Here is a 16,006-nt window from a genome sequence, read left to right as displayed (position 1 = left end):
GCCGCGCTCCGAGGCGAATCTACAGATCGAACTCCTCGGGGCTGATGCCGACGGCGAAGCAGGCCTCGCGCACGACGGCCTGCTCGCTCTTGTCGAACGTGCCGTCGGCCCCGCCGATGACGATCCCGATCTGGATGACGGCGCGCGCCTCGGCCGGCTTCTTCTTCGTCTTGCCGATGTCCTGCAGGACTGACACCTTGCCGAACTCGAAGTCCGCCTGCAGCTTGCCGACGTAGTCGTTGAAGCGACGCTGGAGATCGTCGGCCGGGAAGTTGTTGAGCACGTCATTGGAGATGATCAACGACGCGACCCGCTGGCGCTCCGCCGGGTCGATCGTCCCATCCGCCGCCGCCACCAGTGCGCAGATCGCCATGCTGGCGTCGCGGAAGGCACCGCTTTTCAGGTCGTTCTTCTTCGCGGCCAGCTGGCCCTGCATCGTCTGGGCGGACTGCCGCAGCTGGTTCCAGATGGGCACCTGAGCTCCCTTGCGCGGGTATGAGTCGGACGGACCATCATCTCGCGAGTTGCAACGCACGATGGCCGGCTCATGCTCCCACCACCACCACCGCCCCGCCCGCGCCAGCCCCCCGCCCGCGCCAGCCCCCCGCCCGCGCCAGCCCCGGCCGCGTCGGGCCTGCGCCGCATCAGCCTCCGGCGGCGGTGGCACGTGAAGCGGGAAGACGGTTGAGCCGGTCCACCGCGGGCTGCGCCGCGCCGATGGTGGAAAAGTCGACCGCGACAAACGTCGGCGTCCGTCCCTGCTCCGCGCGGCAGCGTTCGGCCCGCCCGACGATGGTGTCGGTGGCGTTGGAGGTCAGCGCGGCCCGCCGGCTGGGCGCGGCGTCGGTGAGCCAGTGGTTCATCAGCAGCAGCCCGGCTCCGGCTGCGCCCCGGTTGCGCACGCAGCCGCGCAGGTCCTCGGGCCGCTTCGCGTCGAAGGGCGTGTCGGCGGCGTACCGGTAGAAGCTGCGCAGGAACGTGCCCGGCAGGTCCTGGCGCTCGGTGAAGACCACCAGCCGCCGGCCCGAATCGATCATGGTTCGCAGCGTCGGCCAGCGCCCGTGCGGGTCGTCCGGCGGTGTCGCCACCATCGCCGCGAGTCCGGCCGACGCCACCCCGCCCGCGATCTCGCTGGCGGGGACGTCGTCATCCTGGATGATCAGACTCACCACCTCGGTGGGGTTGCGGGTCATCCAGTCCCGCACCCGGCCGAGTTCCGCGACGAAGTCGAGCGAGCCGAGCTGGCACAGGTTGTGGCACAGCCAGACGCCGGGCCGCGTCGAGACGGCGCCCTGGGCCAGCGGCGCCAGCGCCGCGCGGGTCGCCGGCGCCAAGGTGGCCAGGTACGCCTCGACCTGCGCCGGCGGCGTCCAGTGATGGACGTCGATCAGCAGCGTCCGGACCCCGAGGTCGAGCTGGTGGACGATCGTGGGGTCCTGGGACGGGCCGAGGAACCGGTCCTCGCTGTTCGCCATCGCGTTGTGGGTCGCGAGATAGGTCACCTGGTCGTAGCGCCGGTCGCACAGCGACGGGCTGCTCTCGCACAGCTCGCGGGGCTCGGCGGCGGCGCCGGGGAAGGCGGTCCAGGTCACGGTCACCATCACCGGCACGGCCAGGACGAACGCGGTGGCGACCCGGCGGCGGCGACCGGTCCGACTCCACCGCGCCGACGCCGCGACCAGCAGCGACAGTCCGGCTGCGACGATGCCGACGACGAGCGTCCAGGCCACGACCCGCAGGTAGTCGCTCTCCACCGTTCCGTAGGCCTGCCGGGAGAAGTCGACAAGCACTCCGCTCGCCCCGGGGGGCAACGGCGAGTGCGGCCCGGCGAGCGAGGTCAGCGGATTGGGCAGGGCGAGGCGCAGCACCACGCCGAGTCCGGCCGCGCCGAGCCCGGCCGCGATCACCGCCCCGGCTGCCGCCCGCACCTGCGACACCCCCCGCCGCCCGGCCAGTACGACAATGGCGGCCAGCGCACCTGCCATGATCAGGCTGAGCAGAACGGTCGCCCAGGTCAGGGCGGCGGCGACGTCGTGCAGGCGGTCGATCGCGCTGATCGCCGGGGAGTCGCGCAGGTCCGACAGGCGGAGCCCGAGGTCGAGGGTGGAGCCGTGCAGCGATGTCTGGAGCCGGGCGGTGGCCCGCTCGTCGCCCTGGAACACCTGCGGGCCGATGAGGGCCAGCGCCGCGGCAACGTCGCCGGAGCGCAGCATCGCCCGCAGCTCGGGTCCGACGCGGTCGCGGGTCGCCGGGTCCACCCGGTCGAGCACGAGGGGCAGGATCCGGTCGGTGTCCTGCGGGGTCAGCTCGATCGTGGGCAGCGACGCCGGGGGGCGACCCGCCGCGATGTCGTCGAGCGCGGTCAGCACGCCCTGGGTGAAGTCCTGCACGGAGGTGACCCGGTACCTGGTGCCGGCGCCGAGCTCACCGGCAATGTAGCGATTGGCCAGGCCGGAGATGTTGCCGAAGATCGGACGCAGGTCGACGGCGAGCTCGACGTCGCCGGTACGGGCACGCAGGTAGTCGACGATCCGGGTGATCTGCTCGTCGGTCATCTCCTGCACCGTCGCCGGCGGCAGCACCGTCCGCAGGTTCGAGGTGACCAGTGAGCTGTCGATCGGCAGCCCGGCGAGCAGGGTGTCGACCGCCGGGTCGGGCAGAACCTCGGTGTAGATGCGGTCGTAGGCATGCGCCCGGGTCAGCGACTGGGAGTAGAAGGCCGGGTGCAGCACGGTCCGCGACGCGGTGAGGATGACCACCAGCGGCAGCCAGCAGACCACGACGAGGGCGACAAGACCGGCGTGCGCGGCGCGGCGGCGGGCCGTGTTCCGCGGCCCGGCGACGGCCGGAGCGACGCCCGCGGCCCCCTCGGCCCGCGCCGACGAGTTCCGTTCATCTGCGCCCTGGCTCACCGCCGTCAAGATATCGCGCCCGGCGCATCGGCATCGCGGGCGGCGGCGAGCGGCGTCTCCTCAGGGCTCCCCCGCCGGGGTGCCCTCCGGCGCCGGCTGACGGGCCGGGCGCTGCCGTCAGCCGAGCAGGGGCAGCTCGGGGTGGGCGGTGTCCGCCAGTACTCGCTCGATGCGGGCCGCCACCTCGTCAGGGGTGCCCGCGCCGTCCACGGTGCGCAGCAGACCGCTGCGACCGTAGTAGCGACGCAGCGGCGCGGTCTCCTCGGCGAAGACCTTCAGGCGACGGCGTGCGGTGTCGTCGGCGTCGTCGACGCGGTCCTCGGTGTGCGCGCGGCGCCGGATGCGGTCGAGCACCTCGTCGATGTCGACGTCGAGGTCGACGACCGCGTCGAGGGGTCCGCAGCTCGCGGCGAGCATCCGGTCCAGCGCCTCCGCCTGCGGGTAGGTGCGGGGAAAGCCGTCGAGCAGGAAACCGACCTCGCAGTCGACGTCGCCGGCGAGCCGTTCGGCGACCATGTCCAGGACGATCTCGTCGGGGACGAGCTCGCCGGCACGGACGTAGCGCTCGGCACGCCGGCCCAGCTCCGTGCCCGCGGCGATCTGCCGGTCGAACAGCTGCCCGGTGGAGATCGCGGGGATGCCATGCCGGGCACCGATCCGCGCACCCTGCGTTCCCTTGCCGGAGCCCGGGGGGCCGAGCAGCACGAGCCTCATATGACAGGACGGTACCGCCACCAGCGCCGACCCCCAGCGCAGATCTCGGTCAATCGGAACAGATCCGGCAGGGAGCAAGGCACATCACAGCGAAATGTCACCGAACGCAAACACCCGGCCCACGCAGCCACACCCGTGGCATGGGCCGGGACCGGCCGCCCCACGCAGGGGCGGCCGTCACCGTCAGCGACGGGTCGGGGTGATCGGCTCGGGCAGGTCGGTGCGGCCCATGAGGTAGCGGTCGACCGCCGCGGCCGCCGCACGCCCCTCCGCGATCGCCCAGACGATCAACGACTGGCCGCGGCCCATGTCCCCGGCGACGAACACGCCGGGCACCGACGACGACCAGCCGGCATCGCGGGCGACGTTGCCCCGGGCGTCGAGCTCGACGCCGAGATCGGCGAGCAGGCCGGGCCGCTGCGGGCCGGTGAAGCCCATGGCCAGCAGCACCAGCTCGCAGGGCAGCTCGACGTCGGTGCCCTCGACCTTGACGAACTTCCCGTCGGCGAAACGGACCTCGTGCATGCGCAGCGCCCGCACGTTGCCCTCGTCGTCGCCGAGGAACCGCTCGGTGGAGACGGCGAACACCCGCTCGCCGCCCTCCTCGTGCGCGCTGGAGACCCGGTAGACGATCGGGTACGACGGCCACGGGTTGGCCGGCGCCCGCAGCTCCGGCGGGCGCGGCATGATCTCGAGCTGGTGCACCGACGCCGCGCCCTGCCGATGCGAGGTGCCCAGGCAGTCCGCGCCGGTGTCGCCACCGCCGATGATGACGACCCGCTTGCCCCGCGCTGAGATCGGCGAGGTCTCCAGGTCACCCTGGGCAACCCGGTTCGCCGGGACGAGGAACTCCATGGCCAGATGGATGCCGCCGAACTCCCGGCCGGGGACCGGCAGGTCACGGCCGACTGTCGAGCCGCCCGCGAGGACGACCGCGTCGTAGGAGGACCGCAGCTCGTCAGCGGTGATGTCGACCCCGACATTGCAGGAGGTGACGAACGAGGTGCCTTCGGCCTCCATCTGGGCGAGCCGCTGGTCGACGACCCTCTTCTCCATCTTGAACTCGGGAATGCCGTAGCGCAGCAGTCCGCCGGCCCGGTCCGCCCGCTCGTACACGGCGACGTCGTGCCCGGCGCGGGTGAGCTGCTGGGCGGCGGCGAGCCCGGCCGGCCCGGACCCGACGACCGCGACCCGCCGGCCGGTGCGCACGCTCGGCGGCACCGGGACGACGGTGCCGTCCGCCCAGGCGCGGTCGATGATGCTGACCTCGACCTGCTTGATGGTCACCGGGTCGTCCCCGATGCCCAGCACGCAGGCCGCCTCGCAGGGCGCGGGGCACAGCCGGCCGGTGAACTCCGGGAAGTTGTTCGTCGCGTGCAGCCGCTCGATCGCGTCGGTCCAGTCCCCGCGCCGGGACAGGTCGTTCCACTCGGGGATGAGGTTGCCCAGCGGACAGCCGTTGTGGCAGAACGGGATGCCGCAGTCCATGCACCGGCCGGCCTGCTCGCGCAGATGCTCCTCGGGGAAGGACTGGTAGACCTCCTGCCAGTCCTGGAGGCGGAGATCGACCGGCCGGCGCTTCGGCAGCTCCCGGCGGTGCTTGAGGAAGCCTGTCGGGTCAGCCATGACACTCCTGTCGGATCCGTCCGGGCCGCCCGGCCCGCTGTGCGATCAGCTTCTGAGCGATCAGCCGCTGGCCGGCCGGCCAGCGGCCGCGCGCGACGCGCCGGTCAGACACGACTCGCCGCCATGATCACGTCTTCGGCGACGAGGCCCTGCTCTTCGGCCTGGCGGATCGCGGTGAGCACCCGCTTGTAGTCGCGCGGCATGACCTTGCAGAACGCACCGCGCACGTTCTCCCAGTCGGCGTGCAGGCGCGCGGCCACCGTCGAGCCGGTTTCCCGGCGGTGCCGGACGAGCAGGTCGCGCACGACCGCCTCGTCGGCGGGGTCCAGGTCCTCGACGTCGACCATCTCGGTGTTGATCCGGGCCTTGACCGGGTTGTAGAGGTACGCCACGCCGCCGCTCATGCCCGCGGCGAAGTTACGCCCGATCGCGCCGAGGACCAGCACCGTGCCGCCGGTCATGTACTCGCAGCCGTGGTCGCCGACGCCCTCGACGACCGCGGTCGCCCCGGAGTTACGCACGCAGAACCGCTCGCCGACGATCCCGCGGAAGAACGCCTCGCCCGCCGTCGCCCCGTAGAGCAGGACGTTGCCGGCGACGATGTTGTCCTCGGCGCGCAGCGGCGACTCCTTCGGCGGGAACACGAAGATCTTGCCACCGGACAGACCCTTGCCGGTGTAGTCGTTCACGTCGCCTTCGAGGGTCAGCGTCATGCCCCGGGGGGCGAAGGCGCCGAAGCTCTGCCCGGCGGACCCGGTGAAGCGCAGCTGGATCGTGTCGTCGGGCAGCCCGGCCGCGCCGTACCGCTTCGTCACCTCGTAGCCGAGCATGGTGCCGACGGTACGGTTGACGTTGCGGATCGGCATCTCCAGCCACACCGGCCGGCCGTCGTCGAGCGCGCCCTCGCAGAGCTGGATCAGCGAGTTGTCCAGCGCCTTGTCCAGCCCGTGGTCCTGGCTGGAGGTGCAGTTCAGCGAGCCGCCGAACGGCCGCTCGGGGCTGTGCAGCAGCGGGGTGATGTCGAGCCCGGAGGCCTTCCAGTGCTCGACCGCCGCGCGGGCGTCGAGCAGGTCGACCCGGCCGACGGCCTCCTTCAGCGTGCGGAAGCCCAGTGCCGCGAGGTAGGCGCGGACCTCCTCGGCGATGAAGGTGAAGAACGCCTCGACGAACTCCGGCTTGCCGGTGAACCGTTCCCGCAGCGCCGGATTCTGGGTGGCCACGCCGACGGGGCAGGTGTCGAGGTGGCAGACGCGCATCATCACGCAGCCGGCGACGACCAGCGGTGCGGTGGCGAAACCGAACTCCTCGGCGCCGAGCAGCGCGCCGACGATGACGTCACGGCCGGTCTTGAGCTGGCCGTCGACCTGCACGACGATCCGGTCGCGCAGCCCGTTGAGCAGCAGCGTCTGCTGGGTCTCGGCCAGGCCCAGCTCCCAGGGGGCGCCGGCGTGCTTGAGCGAGGTCAGCGGGGACGCGCCGGTGCCACCGTCGTGCCCGGAGATCAGCACCACGTCGGCGTGTGCCTTGGAGACGCCGGCGGCGACAGTGCCGACGCCGACCTCGGCGACCAGTTTGACGTGCACCCGCGCCTTCGGGTTGGCGTTCTTCAGGTCGTGGATGAGCTGGGCGAGGTCCTCGATCGAGTAGATGTCGTGGTGCGGCGGCGGGGAGATGAGCCCGACGCCCGGCGTCGAGTGCCGGGTCCTGGCGATCCACGGATAGACCTTGTGAGCCGGTAGCTGGCCGCCCTCGCCGGGCTTCGCCCCCTGCGCCATCTTGATCTGGATGTCGTCGGCGTTGGCCAGGTACTCGCTGGTCACGCCGAACCGGCCGCTGGCGACCTGCTTGACCGCCGAGCGGCGCAGGTCGCCGTTGGCGTCGGGGACGAAGCGCTCGGCGTCCTCGCCGCCCTCGCCGGTGTTCGACTTGCCGCCGAGCCGGTTCATGGCGATGGCCAGCGTCTCGTGGGCCTCGGCGCTGATCGACCCATAGGACATGGCGCCGGTCGCGAACCGCTTGACGATCTCCGAGACCGGTTCGACCTCGTCGATCGGCACCGGCGGGCGCACCCCGGTGCGCAGCTCGAACAGCCCGCGCAGGGTCGAGTTCTCCCTGGACAGACCGTCGACCTTGCCGGTGTACTCCTGGAAGACCTCGTACCGGCGGGTGCGGGTGGCGTGCTGGAGCAGGAAGACGGTCTCCGGGTTGAACAGGTGGATCTCGCCCTCGCGCCGCCACTGGTACTCACCGCCGATCTCCAGCCCGCGGTGCGCCAGCTCGGAGGGGACCCGCGGGTGCGCGCGGCGGTGCCGCGCGGCGACCTCGTCGGCGATCACGCCGAGGCCGACGCCGTCGAGGCGCGACGGGGTGCCGACGAAGTAGGCGTCGACCAGCTCCTGGGACAGCCCGATCGCCTCGAAGACCTGCGCACCGGTGTAGCTGGCCACGGTGGAGATGCCCATCTTGGACATCACCTTCAGCACGCCCTTGCCCAGCGCCTTGATCAGGTTCTTTTCGGCCTGCTCCCGGGACACGCCGACGATCTCGCCCTCGGCGATGAGCGCGTCGATCGACTCGAACGCCAGGTACGGGTTGACCGCCGCGGCGCCGTAGCCGGTGAGCAGGGCGATGTGGTGGACCTCACGGGCGTCGCCGCACTCGACGATGAGGCCGACCTTCGTCCGGGTCCGCTCCCGGATCAGGTGATGGTGCACGGCCGCGGTGAGCAGCAGCGACGGGATCGGCGCCTTGCGCTCGTCGGAGTCGCGGTCGGAGAGCACGACGACGCGCGCCCCGTCGGCGATGGCCTCGCTGACCCCGGCGCAGATCTCGGTGAGGCGGGCCGCGAGCGCCTCACCGCCGCCGTCGACGTCGTAGAGGCCGCGCACCGTCACCGAGGCGAAACCGGGCATGTCCCCGTCGTCGTTGATGCCGATGATCTTCGAGAGCTGGCCGCTGGAGATCACCGGGTAGGGCAGGTGCACCATCCGGCACGACGCCGGCGACGGCGCGAGCAGGTTTCCCTCCGGGCCCAGGGTGCGCCCGAGGCTGGTGACCAGCTCCTCCCGGATCGCGTCCAGCGGCGGGTTGGTGACCTGCGCGAACAACTGGGTGAAGTAGTCGAACAGCAGCCGGGGGCGGCTGGAAAGCACGGCGACGGGCGTGTCGGTACCCATCGAGCCGATCGGCTCGGCGCCGGCCCGCGCCATCGGCGCGACCAGAACGCGTAGTTCCTCCTCGGTGTAGCCGAACACCTGCTGGCGGCGCAGCACGGAGGAGTGGCCGTAGATCATCTGCTCGCGGTCGGGCAGGTCGTCCAGCGAGATCAGCCCGGCATGCAGCCACTCGGCGTAGGGGGCGGCGCTCGACAGCTCCGACTTGATCTCATCGTCGCTGACGATGCGCTGCTGCGCGGTGTCGACGAGGAACATCCGGCCCGGCTGCAACCGCCCCTTCTGGACGACCTTGTGCGGCGGGATGTCGAGCACGCCGACCTCGGAGGCCATCACGACCAGCCCGTCGTCGGTCACCCAGTACCGCGACGGGCGCAGGCCGTTGCGGTCCAGCACCGCGCCGATGACCGTGCCGTCGGTGAACGCGATCGACGCCGGGCCGTCCCAGGGCTCCATCAGAGCGGAGTGGAACTCGTAGAAGGCCCGCAGCGCCGGGTCCATCTCGGCGTGGTTCTCCCACGCCTCGGGGATCATCATCAGCACCGAGTGCGGCAGGCTGCGCCCGCCCAGGTGCAGCAGCTCCAGCACCTCGTCGAAGCTCGCCGAGTCGCTCGCGCCGTCCGCGCAGATGGGGAACAACCGAGCCAGGTCGCCGGGGATGAGGTCGCTGGCCAGCAGCGCCTCGCGGGCCCGCATCCAGTTCCGGTTGCCGCGGACGGTGTTGATCTCGCCGTTGTGCGCGACAAACCGGTAGGGGTGCGCCAGCGGCCAGCTCGGGAACGTGTTCGTCGAGAAGCGGCTGTGCACGAGCGCGATGGCGCTGGCGAACCGCGGGTCGTCGAGGTCCGGGAAGTACGCCGAGAGCTGATGGGTGGTCAGCATCCCCTTGTAGACCAGCGTCCGTGACGACAGTGACGCCAGGTAGACGCCGGTCTCCCGGCGGATCCGCTTGCGCACGCAGAACGCCCGACGCTCCAGCTCACCCGCGTCGAAGCCGTCGTCGGCACCGCCCTCGGCCGCCCCCCGCGCGATCGCCGCGCCCTGCGTCCCCGAGGTGGGCAGGCTGCCCGCAGGCGCGAGGAAGAGCTGACGCATCCGCGGCTCCACCTCGCGGGCGGCGTGCCCGACGATGTGGCTGACCGTCGGCACCTCACGCCAGCCGAGGACCCGCAGCCCCTCCTGGCGGACGATGCGGCTGATCGTGCGCACCGCGTCGTCGCGCTCCCCCGCGACCTGCGGCAGGAAGGCGATGCCGACCGCATACCGCCCGGGCTCGGGCAGGGCGAAATCGACCACGTCGCGCAGGAACAGATCGGGGACCTGGACCAGGATGCCGGCTCCGTCGCCGGTGTCCGGGTCGCTGCCCGACGCGCCTCGGTGATCGAGGTTGCGCAGCACGGTCAGGCCCTGGTCGACCAGTTCGTGGCTGCGACGGCCGTGCACGTCGACGACGAAGCCGACACCACAGGCATCGTGTTCGAAGGTGGGGTCGTAAAGACCTTGCGCACTCGGCATCCGGCGAAGTCCTGTCCATCTTCAGGGGCTGAAGGAGGTGCGGACGACGCTGTCCGAGGTGGAACGGGGGCACGACGGCGCTGGCCCAGCGTCGGCTGCCCTCCCGTCGAGTGTGCCACGCGCCGCGTCGAGACGCCGTGATCATATATGTCCAGGAGATCACGGCCGTATAACGTCACATTTCCAAGCACCACCGCGGTCGGACCGAGTAGGCGCGTATTTCGTTGAGATCATGCGGTCTTCGCGTGAGTTTTTTCGAGTTTCTTGATCGAGGTCCGCGGGCCGCGGGGTCCGCGAGCCGGTCGGTCGGCGGGTCGGTCGGTGGATCGCGGGTTGGCGGCGGATGCATGGGAGAGCAGCTCCATGGTCCTTCTGCCGGGTTCCGCGTCCGCTTTGTCCCTACAGAAGAACCCGACTGTCCCTTTCCCACGCACACCACCCGCGGCCGCAGGGCCACAGCCACCCGCCTATCCGATCCCGGCCAGATCGTGGCACCACGCGCACCTGCGATCCGGGCCGGCGACGCGAACGCCAGCTCAGGGAGCGGGCGGCCTGTCGACCTTCGTCCGCCCGGACGGCACCGCTCCCGCCCCGGCTTCGACCTCCGTAACCGGCTGCTCGCCATCCGCGATATGCGAGGTGTCGGCACTGGAGGTGTCGGCGCGGGAGGTGTCGGCGCGGGAGGTGTCATTGGGCTCGTCGGCGGCGTCCGCGGCGGTCCGGGCTTCCGCGACGGGCTTGGCTCCGGCACCTGCGGGCCGGCGCCGGGCCCGCTCCTGGACGAGGCCCAGTGCCCGCTGCTCCTCCGGAGACACGTCCGGATCCACCGGCCGGCGCACGACCAGCAGCGCCACCACGGCGCCGATGCAGACGATCGCGGAGGTCCAGATGTTCACGCGCAGGCCGAGGATCTCGTCCGCGGTGTCGATGCGCAGCATCTCGATCCACAGACGGCCGAACGTGTAAAGCGCGACGTACAGGGCGAACAGCCGGCCCCGGCCGAGCCGGTGGCGCCGGTCGACGAACAGCAGGATGCCGGCCACGACGAGGTTCCACAGGAACTCGTAGAGGAACGTCGGCTGGTACGTCGCCACCCCCGGGTCGGCCCGGTGCGCGGGGTCGATGCGCACCGCCCAGGCAAGCGTGGTGGGCTTGCCGTACAGCTCCTGGTTGAACCAGTTACCCCAGCGCCCGATGGCCTGCGCGAGGATGATCCCGGGCGCGGCGGCGTCGGCGAACAGGGGAAGGCTGATCCCGAGGCGACGGGCGGCGAACCAGGCGCCGAGCGCGCCGCCGGCGATGGCCCCCCAGATCCCCAGCCCGCCGTTCCAGATCTTGACTACGTCGGCGACATGCCCGTTGTCGCCGAAGTAGGCGTCCGGGGTGCTGAGGACGTGGTAGATCCGGGCGCCGACGATCCCGAAGGGGACAGCCCAGTAGGCGATCTCCCCGGCGATCGCCGGATCCATGCCCCGGGCGCGCAACCTGCGTCCGGTGACGACGACGGCGACCACGATGCCGATGATGATCATCAGGGCGTAGGCGCGCAGAGGCACCGGCCCGAGATGCACCACACCACGGGAGGGGCTGGGGATGGCGGCGAGTACCACGTTCGTCAGGCTATCCCGCGGGCCGCGGCGGGCCGGTGGGGGGCGGTGGCGCCACTCCGGTGGAGGTACCCGCCGATGCGGGTGCCGGCGGGACCGGGATGCTCAGGCCGAGGCCGGGACGGGGGTGCGGACCCCGGCGGCGAGCTCGGCGGCGAGCCTGCCGATGCCGTCGAGGGCGGCGGCATCGCCCGCACCGGAGCGCTGCGCGTCGACCAGGACCTTGACCAACGCCGAGCCGACGATGACCCCGTCGGCGAAGCCGGCCACCTTGGCGGCCTGCGCGCCGGTGCTGACCCCGAGGCCGACCGCCACCGGCAGCTCGGTGGCGGTCCGTACGCGGGCGACCAGATCGGCGGCCTGCGTGCCGACCGCGGCCCGGGTGCCGGTCACGCCCATCAGGGAGGCGGCGTAGACGAAACCACCGGAGATCCCGGCGACCAGCCGGATCCGGGCGTCCGAGGAGCTGGGCGCGACGAGGAACACCGGGGCGAGGCCGTGCTCCGCGCTCGCCTCGAGCCACGGGGCCGACTCCTCGGGCGGCAGGTCCGGGGTGATCGTCCCCGCTCCGCCGGCCGCGGCGAGGTCGGCGGCGAACCGCGCCGGGCCGTAGCGGTCGATCGGGTTCCAGTAGGTCATGACCAGAACGGGTGCGCCGGTGGCGGCCACCGCCTCGACGGTGCGCAGCACGTCCGTGGTCGTCACCCCGCCGCGCAGCGCCGCGTCGGCGGCGTCCTGGATCACCGGACCGTCCATCGTCGGGTCGGAGTAGGGCAGGCCGACCTCGACGACGTCGACGCCCGCCGCGACCATGGCCCGCATCGCCGCGATTCCGCCGTCAACCGTCGGATAGCCGGCCGGCAGGTAGCCGACCAGCAGGGATCGGCCCTCCTCGCGGGCGGCCGTGAAACGCTCGTCCAACCGACTCTGCACCGTGCTGCGTCCGTTCCGTCGAGCCCGAGGGCTGGCTGTGCGCCGGCGTCAGCCGCGCGGGTCCGCGCCGGCGGCGGCGCCGCCCGCGTCGTCGAGCAGGCCGAACCAGCGGGCCGCCGTGTCGACATCCTTGTCGCCGCGGCCGGAGCAGTTGACCAGGACGGTCGCGTCCGGGCCGAGCTCGCGGGCGACGTCGAAGGCACCGGCGAAGGCGTGGGCGCTCTCGATCGCGACAAGGATGCCCTCGGTGCGGGCGACGAGCGCGAGCGCGGCCATCGCCGCGGCGTCGTCGACGACGCGGTAGCTCGCCCTACCGGTCTCGTGCAGCAGCGCGTGCTCGGGGCCGATGCCGGGGTAGTCCAGCCCGGCGGAGATCGAATGGGACACCTGCGTCTGACCGAACTCGTCCTGCAGCAGGAAGGTCCGCATGCCGTGCAGCACGCCCGCGGACCCACCGGCGATCGCCGCGGCGTGCCGGCCGGTGGCGACGCCGTCCCCGCCGGCCTCGCAGCCGATCAGGGCGACGGCGGTGTCGGGGATGAACGGGTGGAAGATGCCCATCGCATTGGAACCGCCGCCGACGCAGGCGACGACCGCGTCGGGCAGCCGGCCGGTACGGTCGAGCACCTGGGCCCGGGCCTCCACGCCGATGATGCGCTGGAAGTCGCGGACCATCATCGGGAACGGGTGCGGGCCCATCACCGAGCCGATGCAGTAATGGGTGTGCTCGACGGTGGCGACCCAGTCGCGCATCGCCTCGTTGATGGCGTCCTTGAGGGTGCGGCTGCCGGAGGCGACCGGGACGACCTCGGCGCCGAGCAGGCGCATCCGGGCGACGTTGAGCGCCTGCCGGCGGGTGTCCTCTTCGCCCATGTAGACGACGCAGTCCAGGCCGAGCAGAGCACTGGCGGTGGCGGTGGCCACACCATGCTGGCCGGCGCCGGTCTCGGCGATGACCCGGGTCTTGCCCATCCGCTTGGCCAGCAGGCACTGGCCGAGCACATTGTTGATCTTATGTGAGCCGGTGTGGGCCAGGTCCTCGCGCTTGAGCAGGATGCGGGCGCCGCCGACCTGCTCGGTGAGCCGGTGGGCGTCGGTGAGCGGCGTGGGCCGGCCGGCATAGGTGGCGAGCAGGCGGTCGAGCTCGGCGACGAAGCCCTCGTCCGCCCTGGCCTGGTCGTAGGCCTCGGTCAGCTCGTCGAGGGCCGCCATGAGTGCCTCGGGCACGAACCGCCCGCCGAACCGGCCGAAGTGCCCCGCGGGGTCGGGGAACGCCTGCCAGTTCTCCGCCTGCTCCCGGACGGCGCCGACGGACGGCGCCGCGGTCGCGGTCTCGGCGGGAGCTGGCTGGGCAGCGGTTCGGGTAGCCACAGTGCGACTGTATCGGTCCGCACCGACAGGTTGGGCTGACCCGGCCGGCCCGGCCGCTAGCGGCCGACCCTGGCAGCCGGATGCGCCCCCGCGGCCACGAGGTCGGCGATGGTCTGGCGGGGATCGCCGGTCACCGCCGCCTCGCCGACCAGCACCGCGTCGGCCCCGGCGGCGGCGTAGGCGAGCAGGTCGTGCGGGCCGCGCACGCCGGACTCGGCCACCGCGAGCACCCCGGCGGGCACCATCGGCGCGAGCCGGCCGAACGTGGCCCGGTCGACTTCCAGCGTGCGCAGGTCGCGGGCGTTGACGCCGATCAGCCGGGCGTCGGCGTCCACCGCGCGGCCGAGCTCCGCCTCGTCATGCACCTCGACGAGCGCGGTCATGCCCAGCGACTCGATCCGTTCGCGCAGGCCGACCAGCCGTGGCTGGTCCAGCGCGGCGACGATGAGCAGCACGATGTCCGCCCCGTGCGCGCGCGCCTCGAAGACCTGGTAGGGCGAGACGATGAAGTCCTTGCGCAGCAGCGGGACGTCCACCGCGCGGCGCACGGCGTCGAGGTCGGCGAGCGACCCGCCGAAGCGGCGCCCTTCGGTGAGCACACTGATGGCGGCAGCGCCGCCGGCCTCGTAGTCGAGGGCGAGGGCCGCGGGATCGGCGATGGCCGCCAGCTTCCCCTTCGACGGGGAACTGCGCTTGACCTCGGCAATCACCGAAACCGGGGAGTTACGGAACACGGCGAGCGCGTCCCTGGGGTCGGGGACGCGCTCCACGCGCTGCTTGAGGTCGGCGAGGGGGGTCTGCTGCTCGCGGATGGCCAGGTCGGCCCTGACCCCGTCGAGGATCTCGGCGAGGACGCTCATCGACCCGCGCTCGCGGCTGTCGCGGTCATGCCGCCGATGGTAGGCCAGGCCCGGCGGCCCGGCCCGGGGCCCCCACAACTTGCTACGACCAACAACTCCAAGTAGTCAACATTCGGGCAACGGCGGCCCACCTCACACTCGGCGATCACACCCCACCCCGCCACGCCGTCGGCGTGGCGGGGTGGCGACACACGCCTTCGATCCTCTATAGTCGAACACGCGTTCGACATCGAGGGAGTTCCCATGGACACTCGCCGCACCTCCTTTCCACTGATCTTCGGTATTTCCCCGGTCTCCGGTATGCCGCCGGTCTCCAGCTCGGCCCCGACGCCCCGGGCATTCCCCGCTGGGCCGGCATCGGCCCCCGCCCGGGTGGAGGACCACGACCCGGCCGGCGCGGCGGCCGTACCGGCCTGGGAGGAGCAGCTCGACGCGCTCGCCCGCTGCCTGTCGCGGATGGACGCGCTCATGGCCATGCTGGAGGCCGACCTCGAGCGCCACACGCGGATGCTCGCGGCGCTGGCCGACCCGCTCCCACAGCTCGAGTCCGTCGCCCTCGCGCCTTTGCCCCCGTTGCCCCCGTATCCCGACCTGCCGGCGGGCGGCGGCGGATCCGGCCCCGGCGGGCAGCGATGATCAGGTCGGGTCGTGGCCCCTCTCGATCGCGTCCCAGGCGTCGACCGGTCTGGCTTCGCGGGCCTGGTAGCGGCCGGACATCCCCGGCCAGGATCGGCCTCGCAGGACAGCGAGGCCGCCGGCGGCGGTGAGCAGCACGCCGCCCAGCATTGCCAGCCACGGCGCGGCGGTGCGGTGCACGCCGCTGATCTCGGCCCGCCCGCCGGGGGCGAACTGGCGGACCTGGTCGGTGTCGCGCAGGGCGGCCAGCGGATCGAAGCCGACGTGCGCCGCCACGTAGGCGATGCCGATCCCCGCGGCGACGGCCAGCAGGCCGACGATCGGGCGGCCGATCCGCCGGGTTGCGACGATCGCGACCGCAGCGGCGAGGCCGACCAGGGCGAGCGCGGTCGCCGCCGAGGCGATGTCGCCGCCGGTCCAGTGCACGGCGAGCGGCGCGGCCACTGCGGTGGCGTCCAGCCCGCCGCGGGGGGTGCCCACCCGGGCGGAGACCCAGGTCGCCCCGCTGCACACCAGGACAAGGCCCGCGCCGAGCAGGCAGCCGACCACCGCGAGCACCCGTTCCCTGCGGCCGCGGCGAGCCGCCCGCATGGCGCGGAGATCGTCGACGGCAGCCGGGGCGTCCGTGGGCAGCCCGTCGCTCCCGGCCGAGGGGGAAC

11 protein-coding genes are annotated in these 16,006 nt (G+C 72.5%); 1 reads left to right on the top strand and 10 read right to left on the bottom strand.

Going from position 1 to position 16,006, the window contains the following annotated elements; translation table 11 throughout:
• Positions 1-19 precede the first annotated feature (19 nt).
• The 9 genes from NBZ83_RS06715 to trpC all read right to left on the bottom strand — a co-directional run bounded on the left by NBZ83_RS06715 (position 20) and on the right by trpC (position 14,711).
• Positions 20-475, bottom strand: a complete 456-nt coding sequence (locus NBZ83_RS06715) for a tellurite resistance TerB family protein (RefSeq protein WP_011606075.1) — start codon at positions 473-475, stop codon at positions 20-22.
• A 169-nt stretch (positions 476-644) separates the two neighbouring features.
• Complete coding sequence (locus NBZ83_RS06710; RefSeq protein ID WP_261574545.1) at positions 645-2,921, bottom strand: phosphoinositide-specific phospholipase C-related protein; 2,277 nt, start codon at positions 2,919-2,921, stop codon at positions 645-647.
• A gap of 108 nt (positions 2,922-3,029) precedes the next feature.
• Positions 3,030-3,626, bottom strand: coding sequence for an adenylate kinase (locus tag NBZ83_RS06705; protein WP_261570114.1), 597 nt, complete (start codon positions 3,624-3,626; stop codon positions 3,030-3,032).
• A 183-nt stretch (positions 3,627-3,809) separates the two neighbouring features.
• Complete coding sequence (locus tag NBZ83_RS06700) at positions 3,810-5,252, bottom strand: glutamate synthase subunit beta (RefSeq protein ID WP_261570107.1); 1,443 nt, start codon at positions 5,250-5,252, stop codon at positions 3,810-3,812.
• A 104-nt stretch (positions 5,253-5,356) separates the two neighbouring features.
• Positions 5,357-9,940 (bottom strand): glutamate synthase large subunit, encoded by a 4,584-nt coding sequence (gene gltB, locus NBZ83_RS06695; protein ID WP_261570106.1) that lies wholly within the window; start codon positions 9,938-9,940, stop codon positions 5,357-5,359.
• Between the two features lie 536 nt (positions 9,941-10,476).
• Positions 10,477-11,550, bottom strand: coding sequence for a prolipoprotein diacylglyceryl transferase (gene lgt, locus NBZ83_RS06690; protein ID WP_261574544.1), 1,074 nt, complete (start codon positions 11,548-11,550; stop codon positions 10,477-10,479).
• A 102-nt stretch (positions 11,551-11,652) separates the two neighbouring features.
• On the bottom strand, positions 11,653-12,480 hold the full coding sequence (gene trpA, locus NBZ83_RS06685) for a tryptophan synthase subunit alpha (protein WP_261570100.1): 828 nt from the start codon (positions 12,478-12,480) through the stop codon (positions 11,653-11,655).
• 48 nt (positions 12,481-12,528) lie between these two features.
• Entirely contained in the window at positions 12,529-13,851 is a 1,323-nt protein-coding gene (gene trpB, locus NBZ83_RS06680; RefSeq protein ID WP_261570098.1) for a tryptophan synthase subunit beta, read from the bottom strand.
• Between the two features lie 56 nt (positions 13,852-13,907).
• A complete protein-coding gene (trpC, locus tag NBZ83_RS06675) occupies positions 13,908-14,711 on the bottom strand; it encodes an indole-3-glycerol phosphate synthase TrpC (RefSeq protein WP_261570096.1) in 804 nt (267 codons plus the stop codon).
• A gap of 243 nt (positions 14,712-14,954) precedes the next feature.
• Between trpC and NBZ83_RS06670 the strand changes: the two genes are divergently transcribed.
• Positions 14,955-15,347 (top strand): hypothetical protein, encoded by a 393-nt coding sequence (locus tag NBZ83_RS06670; protein WP_261574543.1) that lies wholly within the window; start codon positions 14,955-14,957, stop codon positions 15,345-15,347.
• Here NBZ83_RS06670 and NBZ83_RS06665 read toward each other — a convergent pair.
• A partial coding sequence (locus NBZ83_RS06665) for a Trp biosynthesis-associated membrane protein (protein WP_261574542.1) occupies positions 15,348-16,006 on the bottom strand: 659 nt, incomplete at its 5' end.

The organism is Frankia gtarii (assembly GCF_025403375.1).
Taxonomy (GTDB): Bacteria; Actinomycetota; Actinomycetes; order Frankiales; family Frankiaceae; genus Frankia; species Frankia gtarii.
This window is presented reverse-complemented; position numbering and strand designations above follow the sequence as displayed.

Coding starts and splice junctions, on each gene's coding strand:
- NBZ83_RS06705 (WP_261570114.1), bottom strand. CDS start 3,626: ATGAGGCTCGTGCTGCTCGGCCCCCCGGGCTCCGGCAAGGGAACGCAG.
- NBZ83_RS06700 (WP_261570107.1), bottom strand. CDS start 5,252: ATGGCTGACCCGACAGGCTTCCTCAAGCACCGCCGGGAGCTGCCGAAG.
- gltB (WP_261570106.1), bottom strand. CDS start 9,940: ATGCCGAGTGCGCAAGGTCTTTACGACCCCACCTTCGAACACGATGCC.
- trpC (WP_261570096.1), bottom strand. CDS start 14,711: ATGAGCGTCCTCGCCGAGATCCTCGACGGGGTCAGGGCCGACCTGGCC.
- NBZ83_RS06670 (WP_261574543.1), top strand. CDS start 14,955: ATGGACACTCGCCGCACCTCCTTTCCACTGATCTTCGGTATTTCCCCG.